Source organism: Marinomonas colpomeniae, from assembly GCF_014803385.1.
GTDB lineage: Bacteria > Pseudomonadota > Gammaproteobacteria > Pseudomonadales > Marinomonadaceae > Marinomonas > Marinomonas colpomeniae.
Genome location: NZ_JACYFC010000004.1, coordinates 80,731 through 98,525 on the forward strand (window position 1 = coordinate 80,731; position 17,795 = coordinate 98,525).

The 17,795-nt window shown below is 39.6% G+C and carries 15 protein-coding genes; 9 read left to right on the top strand and 6 right to left on the bottom strand.

Translation table 11 applies throughout. The features are described from left to right. Position 1 precedes the first annotated feature (1 nt). Complete coding sequence (locus tag IF202_RS12470) at positions 2–1,021, bottom strand: ABC transporter substrate-binding protein (RefSeq protein WP_191595251.1); 1,020 nt, start codon at positions 1,019–1,021, stop codon at positions 2–4. Positions 1,022–1,747: 726 nt separating this feature from the next. On the opposite strand from IF202_RS12470, the gene IF202_RS12475 reads away from it, so the two are divergent. From IF202_RS12475 to IF202_RS12505, 7 genes are all read left to right on the top strand, one after another. Continuing rightward, positions 1,748–2,707: a hypothetical protein gene (locus IF202_RS12475; protein ID WP_191595252.1), complete on the top strand. Its 960-nt coding sequence runs from the start codon at positions 1,748–1,750 to the stop codon at positions 2,705–2,707. 60 nt (positions 2,708–2,767) lie between these two features. Further along, positions 2,768–3,421, top strand: coding sequence for a hypothetical protein (locus IF202_RS12480; protein WP_191595253.1), 654 nt, complete (start codon positions 2,768–2,770; stop codon positions 3,419–3,421). 256 nt (positions 3,422–3,677) lie between these two features. Next, complete coding sequence (locus tag IF202_RS12485; protein ID WP_191595254.1) at positions 3,678–4,436, top strand: hypothetical protein; 759 nt, start codon at positions 3,678–3,680, stop codon at positions 4,434–4,436. Positions 4,437–4,952: 516 nt separating this feature from the next. After that, complete coding sequence (locus tag IF202_RS12490) at positions 4,953–5,396, top strand: GNAT family N-acetyltransferase (protein ID WP_191595255.1); 444 nt, start codon at positions 4,953–4,955, stop codon at positions 5,394–5,396. Positions 5,397–5,766: 370 nt separating this feature from the next. Further along, on the top strand, positions 5,767–6,150 hold the full coding sequence (locus IF202_RS12495) for a hypothetical protein (RefSeq protein ID WP_191595256.1): 384 nt from the start codon (positions 5,767–5,769) through the stop codon (positions 6,148–6,150). Positions 6,151–6,311: 161 nt separating this feature from the next. Further along, entirely contained in the window at positions 6,312–6,593 is a 282-nt protein-coding gene (locus tag IF202_RS12500) for a hypothetical protein (RefSeq protein WP_191595257.1), read from the top strand. Between the two features lie 185 nt (positions 6,594–6,778). After that, complete coding sequence (locus tag IF202_RS12505; protein ID WP_191595258.1) at positions 6,779–7,027, top strand: hypothetical protein; 249 nt, start codon at positions 6,779–6,781, stop codon at positions 7,025–7,027. Between the two features lie 87 nt (positions 7,028–7,114). On the opposite strand, the gene cysK is transcribed toward IF202_RS12505, so the two are convergent. After that, on the bottom strand, positions 7,115–8,080 hold the full coding sequence (gene cysK / locus IF202_RS12510; protein ID WP_191595259.1) for a cysteine synthase A: 966 nt from the start codon (positions 8,078–8,080) through the stop codon (positions 7,115–7,117). 178 nt (positions 8,081–8,258) lie between these two features. Between cysK and hrpA the strand changes: the two genes are divergently transcribed. Then, entirely contained in the window at positions 8,259–12,134 is a 3,876-nt protein-coding gene (gene hrpA / locus IF202_RS12515) for an ATP-dependent RNA helicase HrpA (RefSeq protein WP_191595260.1), read from the top strand. A gap of 92 nt (positions 12,135–12,226) precedes the next feature. Further along, complete coding sequence (locus IF202_RS12520; RefSeq protein WP_191595261.1) at positions 12,227–13,069, top strand: MlaA family lipoprotein; 843 nt, start codon at positions 12,227–12,229, stop codon at positions 13,067–13,069. A 152-nt stretch (positions 13,070–13,221) separates the two neighbouring features. Here the strand turns inward: IF202_RS12520 and IF202_RS12525 are convergent, their stop codons facing one another. The 4 genes from IF202_RS12525 to dusA all read right to left on the bottom strand — a co-directional run bounded on the left by IF202_RS12525 (position 13,222) and on the right by dusA (position 17,084). Beyond that, complete coding sequence (locus IF202_RS12525) at positions 13,222–14,322, bottom strand: PQQ-dependent sugar dehydrogenase (protein ID WP_191595262.1); 1,101 nt, start codon at positions 14,320–14,322, stop codon at positions 13,222–13,224. 189 nt (positions 14,323–14,511) lie between these two features. After that, positions 14,512–15,024: a sugar O-acetyltransferase gene (locus IF202_RS12530; protein WP_191595263.1), complete on the bottom strand. Its 513-nt coding sequence runs from the start codon at positions 15,022–15,024 to the stop codon at positions 14,512–14,514. A 78-nt stretch (positions 15,025–15,102) separates the two neighbouring features. Further along, positions 15,103–16,053, bottom strand: coding sequence for a transaldolase (tal, locus tag IF202_RS12535; RefSeq protein ID WP_191595264.1), 951 nt, complete (start codon positions 16,051–16,053; stop codon positions 15,103–15,105). A gap of 5 nt (positions 16,054–16,058) precedes the next feature. Then, a complete protein-coding gene (dusA, locus tag IF202_RS12540; RefSeq protein ID WP_191595265.1) occupies positions 16,059–17,084 on the bottom strand; it encodes a tRNA dihydrouridine(20/20a) synthase DusA in 1,026 nt (341 codons plus the stop codon). Positions 17,085–17,795: the final 711 nt, after the last annotated feature.

A 17,795-nucleotide genomic window follows, 5' to 3' on the forward strand; every position in this document is an offset into this window, starting at 1 on the left:
ATTACTCCTTAACTAGATCGTTATAAAAACGAACATCAAACAAGGCTTCAAGGTCTACTTTGACTTTAAGTGTGCCTTGGGCTGCTTGGAAATCATGCATGGTACGAGTGCCATCAATAATGGCATTCGGATTAGCTTCGAATTGATCGCGTGAATTTTTCAGTGCATTCAAAACGATCTTCGCAGGTAAGCGACCACCGCCGACATATTTACCAACAGATTTTACTGCTTCTTCTGGATCATCACGCAATTGTTCAGTAGCCGCTATGTGTGCTTTCACTAACGCTTTCACTAACTCAGGGTGCTCATTAATTAATGATTCACGCACAACCAACACTGCACCGGGTTGATGAGGGAACATACCAGAACCAGACGCGACAACTTTTGCATCGGATTTCCGGTCACTAATAATACTAACAACAGGCTCTAGAATGGCCGCGCCATCTACGGCTTCAGTCATTAGGGCTTGTTGAACTTGAGCGGCACCTTGATAAATAATGTCGATGTTTTGCTTAATCTCATCACGGCTCATGCCTAACTGGTTTTGCAACCAATACTGCAATACGGTTTCTGGCACAGAGCCTCTAGGGAAAGTGGAAATAACCGCGTTACGACCTTTATCTGCTTTGAAGCGAGTAAAGGCTGTGTTTGCATCACCATTATCAAAGTAAGGAGACAAACTGCCTAGGGCAACCATGCTGATTTGCTCAACAATGTTTGAAGCGACAACTTTAATGTCTGCACCTTTAGCGCGGGCAACCATCGCTGGCCCAATACCAAGGTAAGCAATATCTAACTGACCGGCTAACAAGGCTTGAACAATAGCTGGACCATTTTGAAATTGGAACAACTTAGGGTCGCTAACACCAGCACTTTCCAAGGCGTTATTTTCCAAAACAATAAAGGCTTGGGAAATCGGAATAATGGGCATATAGCCAATTTCAAGGGATTTGTCAGCAGCAGTCACTAAACCACTCCAGCCAAACAAAAACAAAGCCGTTAGAGTCACGAATCGGCGCATGAGAGCACTCCAGATAATTAAAATATAGGCATGAATTATATATAGATTAAAGGAATATTAAAACTGCCTTAAAGATCGTTTTGAACTAAGTAAATAAGCCATTTTGTAAAAGAAACGATAAAAGAAAAAATTACCTAAAGACTAATTATATCTCTGAGTTTAGGGGTAACTGAAATGCTCGCGTTATTTATCTCGTCAAAGCAATCCCAACCGCTAGACACTGCCGTTTGAGCTAGTGATAACGGATAAAGTATTTAATCCAATACAGATAAGACTTTTCTATTTCTTAAGCTATAACCGCGTAAGCGAAGTTCGGTTCGTATAAAGTTGAGAAAAGGGCTTGAACCTTCATTTCAAAAACAATCGGCAGACACTCCTTGTGGATAAAAACAAAAAAACTGGATGAATATACAGTTTATTTTTATAGTAGCTAAATCTTTGCGCGTTTTGTTTAAAAAATAACCATTTTTTTTGCGCGTTTGTACTGGTAGATAAATAAAAAGTCTTTTAGTATCAATGAATAAGAATTTATCATACTGAGATAACAGGCGGTGCTTTCCTGATAAAGAGAAGTGATAACGCGCATGCTCGTTTATCCATTTTTTAATTTTGTGAATAGCTTTATAAAACACTGAAAATTCAATTGGTTATAGGAATATTTAGAGTTTTTTGAAATGTGTAAACGCGCATGCGCACTATTAAAATATTAGGTTCACTGGAGAGTATGTGCAATATTCTGATTGGCAGTACTGGTTTTGGATTAAAAGGTTACAGAAAGGGCACTCTTTAGAAAGGTGGGCTTTACGTCATCTGCACCATAAAGACTATCTAAACTTACTAGCAGAAAGAGTTGTTGAATTTAATAAGCTTCATCGCCGACCATGCCATGTACAAATAAATTCTATCTGGATTGATGGCACCCCACAAGCAACTGCGAAAGCTAGAACTAAGGACGTCAAGTGTGAATTGGCAGACCTACTTTATATAGTTGAAGAGTTAAATCATAAGGGGGATATTGTTTGTAGAAAAGGTATATTGCTACAGGGTAAAAACACCATTCACCCTAGAAAGATTGATAGTGGTAACTCTACAAGGAAGGAGCGAGCATTATTTGAGAAACTTGATAGAAGGTATAAGCTAACTTTAAATGCTGGCATGAGTAAGACTTCTACAATCATAGGCCAATATTTATTCGACTCAGTTGTAAAAGAAGGGCTTTCAGATTGTGCTCGATTTTTGCTGATGCCTAAGAAGCTCTGCTGGTTTCACGATTTTATTTTTAACTGCTCACCCTTTCATGTAACTTGGCCAAAAAGGGAAACATCTAATGAGATGGTTTTTGGGCAAGGTTTAACCGAAGCTATCTTAGAGATGTATAGTAGTACTGGCCTTGGAAAGGAAATCATTGCACCTACGAAGTGCGAATGGTCAAGAATGGTGTTAGACCTAGAGAACAGGTATAAAGGCGTAGAAATGAAAGGATATGACAGACAAAAACGCCATTATTCGTCAGATACTTTCTCCTTTACTGTTAATAAACGCTTTTCGCAAAATCCTCAGTTCAATGCAGAATCTTATTACCCAAATGATGAGATAATTGATTCAGGCAGTTTGCCGTATATTTCAATTATTAAAGTAAGTGTTCAATATCCGGAACAAGATGAACCTAACAAACGCGTCAATTAGGACGCTCGCAAGCTCGCGCCTTTTACGCGGGCATTATAAGCTTCAATTGGAATCGCGTGTATGGATATAGTTATCGTTATATTAGAGATCCTAATATTACTGGCATTGGGATGCTTGGTGCTTTTTCGAAAAGCTTTGTTCAGTTATGCATCAGAGAAAGGAAAAAATCTTGCAACAAAAGAAGATATCTCCGAAATAACTAAAAAAATAGAAAATGTAAGATTTGATTATGCAGGTCAACTCGAACGTTCGAAAACTCATTTTAATGCTCAGTTAAAAAATCATGGTTTCAGATACGAAAAGGAATTTGAAATATTGCAGGAGTTAACTGCTTTATTGGTAGAGACACGAGATACGTGCTTAAGCTTGAGACCTATAATGGATCATGTAGATCCAAATCAAAGTGAAGAAGAACGAAAAAAAGAACGTTTAGGTCGGTTTTATAAAGCTCGGCGTGAACTCTATTTAGCTCGTGAGACTAAGCAACCTTTTTATCCTGAAGAAATTTACGAAGCGATTGTTTCTGTTGAAAATGCTACTCACCGTGAATCAGTCAGATATCGTCATCGTGATCCATTCCGTGATGATGATAGATATGATTACTGGGAAGATGCGGAAAAAAGGCAAGAAGAAGTGGTTAATAACGCTGATACTGCTATTAAGATAATACGAAGTAGAGTACGTGAATGGGAGTTAGTAGAAACCAGCTTATAACAAGGCATTCAAGGACAAAAAACAGTTGGCCATGCTCGTGCCTCGCTGATTTTGGCTAATATTTTTTTGCCTCTTAGTGAGGTGTTGAGGCTGTAGAATTACTCTTTTTTAAGAAAATCAGCCTGTTTTATGGGATCGAAATGCATTACCTAGTGCGTTAAAAACGCTTAGGATTGAGCTCAGAGACTCGGTTTTTAATTGAATTTGGCTGTTGGAGTAATTCTACAGCCTCGTTAGCACTCTCTAGGAGTACTGAGTGATATCAAAGAAAGAGCTAAAAGATCTAGCAGTCGCTCTTGGTAAAAAATATTTGTTCCCAGACTTTACCAACAAGCTCACGTGGTTTGTTGTTACGGTAGGGGGAACAATTATTTTGACCCCAACTGCTTTTAAACAGATATTTTATAACTGGCTAGTAGCAACCTTTAACTTGAATTCTGGGGCGAAATTCACTTTTGCAGAGCTAGAATCTAGTACAGCTGACTATATGTTAGGCTTTTCTCTCATCGCATTAGCATTAATCGATAACGTCGCAAGCAGGTACTTTATTTATAAAACCGGTGACATTGCAGCAATCGAAGCAAAGGAGCTAGAGGCTGTAGATCGTGCATTGTTTGAAAGGTTTTTAGCAGCGTTCCCTTCTAACTCAAGATCGGTGGTTCTTCTAAAAGAGCATGACTTCGGTAACTCCTACCATGACAACAATACCGACGAAATTGATTACTTCGTAGACACATGGAATACCGCAGAAACAGAGTTTTTGGATCAGGAGCTTGAGGCTGCCCGCAAAGAGCTATACCAAAAAATGCATGAATTCATATATAAGCTAGCCCGAAGTTCTGGGTATATTCACACAGGCCCTATGCTCTCCGCTGTTCCCGATGCCTACCGAGAAGCCTGGGATTGGCCTGAACATGTCGATTTACGAATTAAAGAACTTAATGAGAAAAGCACCGAGTGCTATAAGCTTCATCAGCAGTTCGTCTTGCTTGGGCGGCGCAAGCTAAAGTGCTAACAATGCGCTGCTGTCGGACAAATTATCCGCTGCGCTCCAAATTTGCCGCAGAGCGCGGCGTTAGATATATGAATGTAGCTACAAGAAGCTTGAAATGATTTTTAGCGTAATATTAGATAAGTTAATTTACATTGGTGTCCTTTTCGTTGTTTTTATCGTTTTTAAAAGAACATCCAAGCAGACTGTAACGTCTGTTTATTGGGCGTTATCTGCAGGCGTTACGTTATTTTTGACTACTTTGTTCGCTGGTTTTACATCCACTAATGGACAGCTATTTTTAAAGCGGGTAATAGGTATAGCGCCATCCGAAGCCTCAGAGATTACATTTGGAATTTTATTTATAATAATCCCAATACTGTGGTTGATTTTATTCGTCATTAATCTAAAAAAATATAATCGTCCAGCCCTATAAAACATCGAATGGTAAATTCATTAGGTTTTTAATTAGCTGCGTAGGTTGGTTGTTGAAGTGGTTCTACAGTTTCGTTATTTCTTTACTTAATACATGGAGTGGATATGTTAATTCGTCAAGCTGATAAAGCACACATCCCTGATATTGCTAGACTATTTGATTTATACAGGCAGTTTTACGAATGTGAACCAGATATTGAGTTAGCAACTAAGTATATATTGGAACGTATAAACCAAAATGAATCGATTATATTTTTTGCAGAAAGTGACGGAAAGTACTTAGGTTTTGTTCAAATGTATCCTTCATTTTGTTCTGTGGAAGCGGTAAGTATTTTTATTCTTTATGATTTATATGTTGATGGCAGTGCTCGTGATTTAGGCGTGGGGACTTTATTAATGGAAAAAGCAAAAGAGTACGCAAAGGGGCAAGGTGCTTCCAGAATCGATTTAATGACCGCCTTTTCTAATAAAGCAGGGCAACACTTGTATGAAAAACTAGGTTATAAAAAGACTAATGAAAATTTCCATAATTATTCATTACCGATATGACAGGTTGTCCAGTAAAGCGTTAAGAGAATTGAACCATCACCGTGGTTACTTAGAAATAGCCACGTTTTTAACCTGAGTATCCTGCTATAACTCACTATTTTTGCCACAACTTTCGCGACAATTTATTCGTGTTTACTTAATTTCCTTCTGGAAATTCATACAAACTCACGCTACATTTTGTACATAAAGAAATGAAAAGCCAATCGGTTAATGGATGGTTTTCCCTCTTAGCGTTCTTCTTTTTGTCTTTCTTAAGATAATCTCTGCGCTCATTTTCTTAGCTTTAGACCCTATTGGTGGTGCTATTAATAACTTTAGAGTCAGTGATTAAACGAGTCACTACATATCCCTATTATGGAGAAATATAAATATGAAAAAAATTCATTTTATTGTGGCTGTATTAATTACTCAGTTTCTTTATGGGTGTAGTGCGGGTGACTTGAGGTCACTTAATGATAGCTTGAGCGAACAAAATGGATATCAGGTAACTTACCCTGATCAAAGTGATACTGATTATACCGGCGACATTAGATGGACGACAGGTGTTAAAAATGGCCAAGGTTTTCAGGATATTAAGAACATAGGGGAAGATTATTGCAAGGTGAGGGTTGAGTATGAAGATGGAAGCTATGACTATTTTGATCTAGATCCAGGCGAAGGTTCTGGATCAAATTATATGAGTATTTATAACCAATCTGTATCTATGAGAACTTTGTGTGGTTCTGAGAGCAGCGTGTTTAGCGAATCATTTTAAAGACAATGTCTGGTCATTGGGGCAGAGTGAAATTAACGACATATACCTAGTTTTCAGCTATTTTTGGCTCTGTCCCAATGGTATTTAATAAAGTGCTAATAAGGCTCACTCGTTTTCTATTTTAGGTTTTTTTCATTCTTAATGAGGCGTTAGTCGTATAAATGAAGTTGTTAGTGGTTGTTTTGATTTTACTTGTGCAGGGCTGCTCCAATATGGAAGAGGTTACTTGCCCTCCAGTTACTAAATTTAACAGCCTAGAGTCTGAAGAGCTTAATCAAACGGTATTAAATAATGACTTTATGTCTGGGTGTGTCACAGAGTTAGTGTCTGATCTTGAAGCATTGCAGTCGACTGAGTCTCAGAACCAGTGTCAGAATGATTTTGATGAAACATTGAGTTATGACCAGTGGATGACAATATATAATTCGTGCATGATTAAATAAGAATGAGAGTGAAATTATTTTTACGTCTTTATAGGTGTTTTATGAGAGCTTAAAATTAACAATTCTAAAACAACACCTCCATCTTCATTGCTGTCATCAAGTTAGATGATGTTTTTAGTTCTCGTTTTATCGAGCTGCAATTACTGTTATTCTAGCGCCATTATTGATGTAACAGAGTAGACAGAATGATTAATGACAATGATGTAATTGAAACATTAGACGAGCTTGAGACGTTTTTACGATTGATTGAAATGGGTGGCTTAGGCCTTAATAACGTTGAAGGTGTGGCGTTGGCGACAAACAATACTAATGGTCGTCCGTTTGTAGCGGTACTAGATGACAAGCAGAAGTTAGTATTGGGTCGTTGGGTAACCCAAGATGTATTCGAAAATGGTAAAGACATGGTTCGCTACGGTACTAAAAAACCGCATTAATTCTGTTAATCGGTTCTTGATTTTTTATACATAAAAAAACCCGCTTAGATTTCAATCAAGCGGGTTTTTTGTATTTAAAAGGACGACTTATTGTACTAGTTCGTTGTCCGTAAATTCGCCTTCGAAAAGTGCGGTAGATAAGTAACGTTCGCCAGAGTCTGGTAAAATCACGACGATTTTCTTATCTTTGAATTCATCTAATTGGCTTAGGCGTTCTGCGGCAATCACTGCTGCACCACAAGAAATACCACACAAAATACCTTCTTCACGCATTAGGCGTTTTGCCATGGCGATAGCGTCTTCATTGGACACTTGTTCAACACGGTCAACGATAGACAAGTCAAGGTTTTTAGGAATAAAGCCTGCGCCAATACCTTGGATTTTATGAGGTGCTGGAGTTGGCGCTTCGCCGTTCATTGTTTGTGTAATAACAGGAGAGGTCGTTGGCTCAACGGCAACACTGATAATCGCTTTGCCTTGAGTGTTTTTAATATAGCGACTCACGCCTGTGATTGTGCCGCCAGTACCTACACCAGCAACCAAAACATCAATCTCGCCATTTGTGTCTTTCCAAATTTCTGGGCCTGTTGTTTGCTCATGAATTTCTGGATTGGCAGCGTTATCAAATTGCTGAAGATGTACGACGTTGTCGTCTTGTGCAAGTTCTTCTGCTTTAGCAATGGCACCTTTCATGCCTTTAGCGGGTTCAGTCAATACAATTGTCGCACCTAGCGCTTTCATTACTTGGCGACGCTCTACGCTCATGCTAGATGGCATTGTGATGGTAATAGGATAGCCACGAGACGCAGCAACGAAACATAAAGCAATGCCTGTGTTACCGCTTGATGCCTCTACAAGAGATTTACCTTTCGATAGAATGCCTTTTTTCTCTGCGTCCCAAACCATGTTGGCACCAATACGACATTTAACAGAAAATGCAGGGTTACGGGATTCAAGCTTTGCCCAAATATTGCCATTGCCTATGCGGTTTAGACGCACAAGTGGCGTGTTGCCAATGGTAAGGGAATTATCTTCAAAAACGTGGTTAGACATACCATTTCCTTTTGTTAATCGATTGGTTGCTGATTATCATTACAGCGTATGAGTTTCACTATAACCTCTTGATGGGGATTAATGTTAGAATTTCCAACTATATAGATAGAAGATACGCGCACCACTAATGTATTAAGTGATGTAAGCGCCCATTAGACAGGATACCTTTTTAGATACCATGGAAAATCATGCTGTGATGACACGAGACCGTCATCTTATTGTCCGTAAAAAAGCGCAACTCGCGAAACGTCAAAAAGACGGTTTACCTAGTGATCGTATGGTGGATGAAGTTGATGCCATGATCAAAAAGTCCAGTGCCTTGTATCAAGCTCGTACGGCTCGCATGCCAAAAATAACCTACGACGAAAGCTTGCCTGTTGCCGCTCGTGCTGATGAAATAATTAAAGCGATTCAAGACAACCAAGTCATTATTATTGCGGGTGAAACAGGTTCTGGTAAAACCACTCAATTGCCTAAAATGTGTTTACAAGCAGGACGCGGTATCGCGGGCATTATTGGTCATACACAACCAAGACGATTGGCAGCTCGCAGTGTCGCAGAACGTATCAGTGATGAGTTGCAAGTGAGTCTTGGTGAGCAGGTCGGTTTTCAGGTTCGTTTTAGTGACGAAAGCACAGAAGAAACCCTGATCAAATTAATGACAGACGGTATTTTGTTAGCAGAAATTCAACAGGATAATCTGCTTTATAAATACGACACCATCATCATAGATGAAGCCCACGAACGCAGCTTAAATATTGATTTCTTACTGGGCTATTTGAAACAAGTACTGGCTGCTCGTCCAGATTTAAAAGTCATTGTCACATCGGCAACCATCGATGTAGACCGTTTTTCAGCGCATTTTGATAACGCTCCCGTCATTGAAGTGTCTGGTCGAACCTACCCTGTAGAAGTGCGTTACCAGCCTTTGCTCAGTAAGTCTGATTCAGAAGCGCTGGATGAAGATCAAAGCATGGAGCAAGGCGTTTTGGATGCGGTTGAGTTACTTATCGCCGAAGAGCGACAATCTGGCTACCGTGGTGCGGGTGATATTTTGGTTTTCTTGCCGGGTGAGCGTGAGATTCGTGAAACCGCAGAAATTTTACGTCGTGCCGAATTAAGATCTCTTGAGGTCTTACCTTTGTACGCTAGATTGAGCGCAAGCGAGCAGAAGCGAATTTTTAAGTCCCACTCAGGTCGTCGAGTTGTATTGTCTACGAACGTGGCAGAAACCTCGTTGACGGTTCCGGGTATACGTTATGTGATTGATCCGGGCTTGGCTCGTATCAGTCGCTACAGTGTCCGCTCTAAAGTACAGCAGCTTCCTATTGAAAAAATAAGCCAAGCCAGTGCGAACCAAAGAGCAGGGCGATGTGGTCGTGTAGCCGATGGTATTTGTATTCGTCTTTATGATGAAGCGGATTTTAGTACGCGTCCTGAATTTACCGATCCAGAAATTTTTCGTACCAATTTGGCTTCTGTTATTTTGCAGATGGCGAACCTTAAACTGGGTTCTGTGGAAAAATTCCCATTCGTTGAAATGCCAGAAAAGCGCATGATCAACGATGGTTATCGAGCGTTAACCGAATTAGGCGCCTTACATAAAGAAAGACTCACGCCAATTGGTCGTCAGTTGGCTAAGTTACCTATTGACCCTAAGCTCGGTCGAATTCTTATTGCCGCTCAGCAACACAGTGTTTTAAAAGAAGTGTCGATTATTGTCAGTGCGTTATCAATTCCTGACCCACGTGAACGGCCACAAGATAAGAAAACCCAATCTGATCAAGCTCACGCGGTAGACAAGGATGAAGATTCTGATTTCGCTGTCTTCTTGAACCTGTGGGAGCGGTATGAAGTTCAGCGCCAAGAGTTGTCACAAAATCATTTACGCCAATATTGCCGCAAGCAATTTTTGAATTTCATGCGAATGCGCGAGTGGCGAGATATTCACCGTCAGATCACGATTGCTTGCAAGCAACTTGGTTTTAAAGAAGTAGAGCATGAAGAGCGTCATTATGAAGCGATTCATCGCTCTTTGTTGGCCGGTCTGTTTACTCAAGTAGCGAACAAGATGGAAGAAAGCAAAGAGATGCTGGGTTGCCGCTCTCGTAAACTGGCTATCTTTCCAGCCTCTATGTTATTCAAAAAACCGCCGCAATGGATTATGGCGGCAGAATTAGTAGAAACCAGTAAACTTTATGCTCGTGTAACGGCTCGAATTGATCCCGCTTGGATCGAGGAATACGCAGCGGCTTTTGTGAAACGCCAATACTTTGATCCGCATTTTGAGCGTAATCAAGGTCGAATCATGGCGAGCGAACAAGTCTCGCTTTACGGCTTGGTTATCGTTGCCAAACGTCGTATCGATTATGGTCATGTGAATCCTGAAGAAGCACGGGAGATATTTATCCGTTCAGGTTTGGTAGAAGGGGAATTGCGCACCAAGCAAGCGTTCTTCCGTAAGAACCAAGCGTTAATAGAGTCGCTAGAGACCCAAGAAGCTAAGTTACGAAAACGCGATATATTAGTCGATGATGAAACGGTATTTAACTTTTATGATAAACGCTTACCAGACGATGTTCGTAATTTAAAAAGTTTAGAATTTTTCGTTAAAAAAACACCTGATACCTTGTTTATGACAAGGGAAGACTTAGTGAATCAAGATGTGAAAGCTGATGATATGGCGTTCCCTGATTCCTTTGGTTTGAATGGTGTAGCATTGCCGATTGATTATAAATTTGATCCAGGTAAAGCAACCGATGGTGCAACCCTTAAAGTGCCTGTTGGTTTACTAAGGCAGCTGAGTTTAGATGATCTTGGTTGGGCGGTTCCGGGCTTTATTAAAGAACGTTGCGAAGCCTTATTACGAGGTTTGCCAAAAGTATTACGTCGTCGTTTTGTACCGATTCCTCAGTTTGTCGATAAAGTGTATCCGAATTTATCAAAAGACAAAGGCGAATTACTACAACAGCTCAGTTTACAAATTAAACGTGAAACGCTAATTGATATTCCACTTAATGAATGGAATGCAGAAAAGCTTGATTCGCACCTTACATTGAACCTAGAAGTGGTTGATGAACAAGGTAAAGTGTTAGGTGTTGGCAAAGACTTAGGGCAGTTACAAACGCAGTTTAGTGATCTTGTTCAAGAAAGTTTTGCGAAGTTCGGTACCAAGCAACATGAGCAAGAAGGTCTAACGGTTTGGCCAGACCAAGACATTCCTGAACGTCAGGAAATCAAACAAGCTGGCATTAAGGTAACGGCATTTCCAGCGTTAGTGTCAGAAGGCGACAGTGTGTCGTTGAAGATGTTTGATGATCAAAATACTGCAATAGAAACACACCGAAAAGGTGTGATTACTTTACTTAAATTAACGCTTAGTAAAGATATGCGATATTTACAGAAAAATCTTCCTCATCTCAGGGAATCTATGTTGATATTTTCTCCACTTGGGCAAAAAGAAACCCTACTAGAGGATTTACTTAACGCGGTTTTGAATAAAGTCTTTTTAGATGGTCGACCCTTACCACGTACCAAAGATGAATTTGAGCAATCTGTACTCGCTCATAAAACCAACCTAGTGTCGGTTGGCAATGATATGGCAGAACAGCTTTATCGAGTATTGTCTTCTTACCAAGGTGTCGCGAAAAAAATGAAGGGCAGTATGCCTCTGCCATGGACGAGAGTGTATGGTGATATTAAGTTTCAACTTGGTCAGCTTATTTATCCAGGTTTTATCGGGAATACACCTTTGTTTTGGTTGGGCCAATTGCCTCGTTATTTTAAAGGAATTGAAGTTCGTTTAGAGCGTTTTCAAAATCATTTGAACAAAGAGAACCTCTATGTGTCTCAGTTGGAAGAGCTTTGGAAAATGTACGCAAGGCAATTAAAAGCTCATGAAGAAAAGTTACTCTATGATCCTGAATTGATTAAGTACCGTTGGATGCTAGAAGAATATCGAATTTCTTTGTTTGCTCAATCTGTTGGTACGTTAGAGCCAATCTCAGATAAACGATTGGCGAAACAGTGGCAAGAAGTCAAAAAACTTGTGTAGTTTGCTAGAAGTTCTATTGTAAAAATAACATGTTAGAAACAGCGCAAGACAATACTAAAAAGTAGAAATACTGAAAATGAGGAAAGTAAAAAATGTTTAAGGTAATACATTCTGCTTTTTTGAGTTTGCTATTGGTTCTTTCTCAACCAATATTTGCAGAAACAGAGGAAGACCCATGGGAAGGTTTTAACCGTTCTATGTTTTCTTTTAATACTGCGCTGGACAATGCCATTGTTAAGCCTGTCGCGAAAGGTTATGACTGGATAACGCCTAATTTTGTTCAAAAAGGGGTGAGTAATTTTTTCTCTAACCTTGGTGAAGTATCCAATGTTACTAACAACTTTTTGCAAGCGAAATTTGTTGGAACGGTCGCTTCTACAGGACGATTTTTGATCAATAGTACGATTGGTATATTTGGTCTTTTTGATGTTGCTAGTGCGTTGGGTATAAACGAATACGATGAAGATTTTGGACAAACGCTCGGCTATTGGGGCGTTTCGTCAGGTCCGTATTTGATGTTGCCGTTCTTTGGGCCTTCTACTGTACGAGATGGTACAGGGCTTGTTGTAGAGTACTTTTATGAAGAAGAAATTGATCTTCTTCATTTAACACTAGAAGAAGAAATAGCCTTATTAGCATTGGATGTTGTGCAAACACGTGTTCATCTTTTCAGTGTTGAATCTCTTATTATTGGTGATTCTTATTCCTTTATCCGAGATGTGTATTTACAAAACCGAGCTTATGCCGTTAATGATGGTGCCCCTGCTCCTAAAAAAACCAAGAAAGATATCAGCTTAGACGATGGTGATTCTTGGGGAGAAGAGAGTGAAGATGACTCCTGGGGAGATGAAACTGAGGACGATTCTTGGGGCGATGAAGAGGTTGAAGACTCTTGGGGTGATGAAGTCGAAGAGGATTCTTGGGGCGACGAATAGGTTATAAAACACACATAAATCAAATATAAAAAAGCATCTATAAGGTGCTTTTTTATTGTTCGAGAATAATCTTTGAGTCTTTACCTATTTGTACTATTAGGAGTACTCAGTTAGAAATGTACAGTTAAAAACATACCTTTTTAACTGTGTAGCTAGTTAGAAAGCGTCACTTTCAATAGCTTGCCTGAATCTGTTCCTATATAAAGCGCGCCCTGTGAGTCTTCAGCGATAGAACGTAGACGTTCATCTAAATGTTCAAGGTATCTCGTTTCTGTTGTTTTACCATTTGCTTCGATTTTCACTTTATTCAAATGTCTTAGGGCTAAAGCGGTGGACAAGAAATCCCCATTCCAATTGGAAAACAGCATTCCTTTATAGCGTAATAAACTGCTTGGCGCGATAGAAGGAATAAACACTTTTGCTGGGTTATCTATGCCTTCTTTTTGTGTGCCTTCTCCAATACTAGCAGAGCCTGAATATTCTTTTCCGTATGACACTATTGGCCAGCCGTAATTTGCTCCTGGGCGAATAAGGTTAATCTCATCTCCACCTTTTGGACCATGCTCGTTTGACCATAACGTATGCGTGCTATTGTCGTAAAATAAGCCTTGAGGATTACGGTGTCCGTAACTCCATATTTCATTTCTAATACTGGCGTGTCTTACAAAAGGGTTATCAGTTGGTACGCTTCCATCTAAATTTAGACGAATGATCGAACCTGCATGATTTGTTAAGTCCTGAGCACTTTCTCTAATACCGCCATCACCGACAGAAAGAAATACATGGCCTTTATCATCAAAGGCTATGCGACTACCATAATGTTCATGATTTGGGGACATTACATCAGCCACAAATAAATCTTGCCAATCTTTGAGCGTGTTAGAAACTAACTTTGCTCTTGCTAGTGTAGTTTTTGTTCCAGCAAGCGAAGGTTTTGAATAAGTAAAATACAGTAAACCTTCTTGTTCAAAGTTAGGTGCTTTTGCTACATCAAGCAAACCACCTTGGCCTCTATTGTCTATTTCTGGCAACCCAGATAGCGCTTGTGTTTCTCCGCTGAGTAAATTTACGCGATATGCGTTCCCATGCTTAATCGATACAATCGCTTCTTGGTCGGTAACCAAGGCTATTGCCCATGGAACTCCATTAAATTGAGAAACTTTTTGAATGTTCAGAACATCATTATTTACGATGTTTGAAGCCTGTGTGTTGAAAGCCAAAAGGCTCGCTAAAAATACAATCCAAATTTTCATATGGCGGCCCTCCCGCAAGTGTTGAGCTCAGTATATAGAAGAAGAGGGTGAAAAAGAGGATAGTGAAAGCGCTTCCTTTACAATTGCTGATTGCTTGCCTAGTTGTGATAAGTGTTCATATTTACGTTCATTAAAGAATGAAAAAGAGGTTTTTTAGAGAGACTATGTAAATATACATTACATAACGTGCTATTTAAAATAACGCTCGTTGGTTTCGACATTTCGAGTCACGATGGCGTTAGCTGCAATAATGGCATTATCGCCAATGGAAATACCGGGTAAAATTTTAGCACCACCACCAATCCAAACATTATTGCCAATGTGAATGGGTCTGGCAAAGCAATGTCCTACTGCGCGTAAATCTGCTTCTCTTGGGTGATCGACGGTATAAAGGTGAGCACCAGGGCCAATTAATACATCATTACCAATATGAATGGCTGCGCTGTCTAAAAACACACATTGAAAGTTAATATAGACACGTTCACCAATGTGAATTTGAGAACCATAATCACATTGAAAACCTGGTTCAATGACGACACTACCAAATTCAGAAAATAAACGCGTTACATGGCGTAAGTTGCCTTTACTTGGATGTGCGTTGAATTTGGCACATGCAAGGCGAGCGGCTTCTCGACGTAATCTCAGGTCAGTATCAATTCCGTTAAAATTTTCACCATTGAGCATTTTTTCAAATTCGGTCATTTGTTTGCCTATCGATAAGTCAAAAAGAAGAGACAAAAAACGCGACCTAAGCCGCGTTTTTATAGATCATCGTTATGCTTAAAGCATAGAAGCCAGAGTAACTTCTAATTTGCTTTGATCTACAGCGAAATTACGAATGCCTTCAGACAGCTTCTCTGTTGCCATTGCGTCTTCGTTCATTGCCCAACGGAAGTCTGCTTCAGTAACAGGAGCCGGTGCGGCTTTTACGCTTGTAGCAGGAAGTAATTTACGCTCAAGTGTCCCTTCGTCTTTCTTCAATTCTTCAAGTAAGTTCGGGCTAATGGTTAGACGATCACAACCTGCAAGTTGCTCAATCTCACCGATGTTACGGAAGCTCGCACCCATAACAACTGTTTTGTAGCCATGCTCTTTGTAGTAGTTATAGATCTCAGTGACGGAAACAACACCTGGATCTGTTTCAGCAGTGTATTCTTGGCCAGTAGATTTTTTGTACCAATCAAGGATACGACCTACGAAAGGCGAGATCAGGTAAACACCTGCTTCAGCACAGGCTTGAGCTTGAGCGAAAGAGAACAATAACGTTAGGTTGCAGTTGATGCCTTCTTTTTCTAGCTCTTCTGCTGCTTTAATGCCTTCCCAAGTAGATGCTGCCTTAATTAAAACGCGATCACGGGAAATGCCTGCGTCTTCGTACAAAGCAATCAGTTTGCGTGCTTTTGCTAGAGTCGCTTCTTTGTTAAAAGACAAACGCGCATCCACTTCAGTAGAGATACGACCTGGAACGTATTTAAGAATTTCCGTTCCTACGATAACGGCAAGTTTGTCGCCAGCGTCTAGGATTTGTTGTGCTTTGTCATTACTTTGCGTTTTTGCCCAAGCAACCGCTTGTTCTAGGAAAGGTGCGTACTCAGGAATCTGTGCCGCTTTCAGCATCAAAGATGGATTAGTCGTTGCATCTTCTGGTAAAAAATCTTTAATCGCTGTGAAATCACCTGTGTCGGCCACAATGGTCGTGAACTCTTTTAACTGAGATAATTTATTGCTCATTGTTTTTATCCTTTGTGCTGATGATGTTTGACCAAGTCAATGGCCTCTAATAATACATGAAGCTTTGCGTCGGCTTTATGACCGTTTTCAGAAAGATAACGACGGAATTGTCTACCGCCCATTTCTCCTTGGAAAATTCCTAATATGTGGCGAGTTAAGTGCGATAAACGCACACCGTCTGCCATTCTACGTTCCATGTGAAGCACGAATTTTTCCAATGCTTCATAGCGGTCTGTCACGATGGACTGGCCACCAAAAATTTGCTCGTCTACTTGGCTTAACATCCAAGGGTTGTGATAGGCCTCACGACCAACCATGACACCGTCTACGTGTTTTAGCTGTTCTTGGCATTCCGCTATCGTTTTAATACCACCGTTTATAATGATTTCAAGGTCTGGAAAATCTTGTTTAAGCTGATGTACATAATGGTATTTTAACGGTGGTACTTCACGGTTTTCTTTTGGACTTAAACCTTGAAGAATCGCCTTGCGAGCATGAACAATAAAGGTTTTAGTACCTGTTGTCCCAATGTCACCGACAAAATCACGTACAACGCTATACTCTTCTTGGTCATCTATACCAATGCGGTGTTTAATTGTCACTGGAATGCTGCAAACATCTTGCATTGCTTTCATAGCATCTTTCACCATGTTTGGGTGTTCCATTAAACAGGCGCCAATCATGTTGTTTTGTACGCGATCGCTTGGGCAACCTACGTTTAAGTTTACTTCATCAAAACCCGCTTGCTCGGCTTTCTTTGCGCATTTTGCTAAATCTTCTGGATTGGAACCACCAAGCTGTAAGGCAACAGGGTGTTCGCATTCGTCATGAAATAAAAAACGCTCAGGATTGTTGCCGTATAAAATCGCACCAGTTGTCACCATCTCGGTATACAACAAAGTGTTCTTGGTCATCGTTCTGGCAAATACTCTGTAATCGGAAACGGTCCAATCGAGCATTGGTGCGATAGAGAAACGTCGATCTATCTTAGAGCTTGAATTATTTGGCGCAGAGCTTGTTTCTAGAGGCATTAAAATAGTCTATATAAAGTCGGTTTTGAGCAGCTTAGGTTTACTGCTTATAGAGTCGGTAATTATGTCATAAAATTACATGAATTCTAATAGGTGACAGTGGTTACTTTGGAAAGAAAGGGTGAAAAGAGTGTTCTATGAATGTGTAGATTAGGTGTTTCTGTTTGTAATCTAATATTTTTTTGTCTTTTTTATGATTTATCAAAAATTCATTACTATTTTTTCTGCACCATAATTTGACGTGTCAATTTTTTTTGAATGTGTTTATTTTCATGCGTCACATCTTTAAGTAGGTATCCCTCAATCGTACTTGTTATTCTTTATTCAAAACTCTCTCTTAGTGCACTAGAAATTAGCTGATGAATTTTTAGCATATCATCAAAAAAACGCTTAGTTTATATGAAGGACATCGCTTTTACGTTAGGCACTCATAAATAATATATTTCCACTAACTTAAAGCACGACTATATTATCAGGAATTAATGGATAATAGATTAAGCTGGATCTTATTAAGGTTTATCTAATGTGTTTGATGTTTATTTAAAATTCAAATTAAATTTCTAATGTTATCTTCCTATACAGTTATCCACTCCAATTGATAAAAACCATACTTTAGTATGGTTTTTATTTTTTAATTAGGATTTTTTCTTTTTATTTTAAAAAATAGAAAGCTAAATAACCTTATGTTCTTCAAACTTTATTGACAAAATC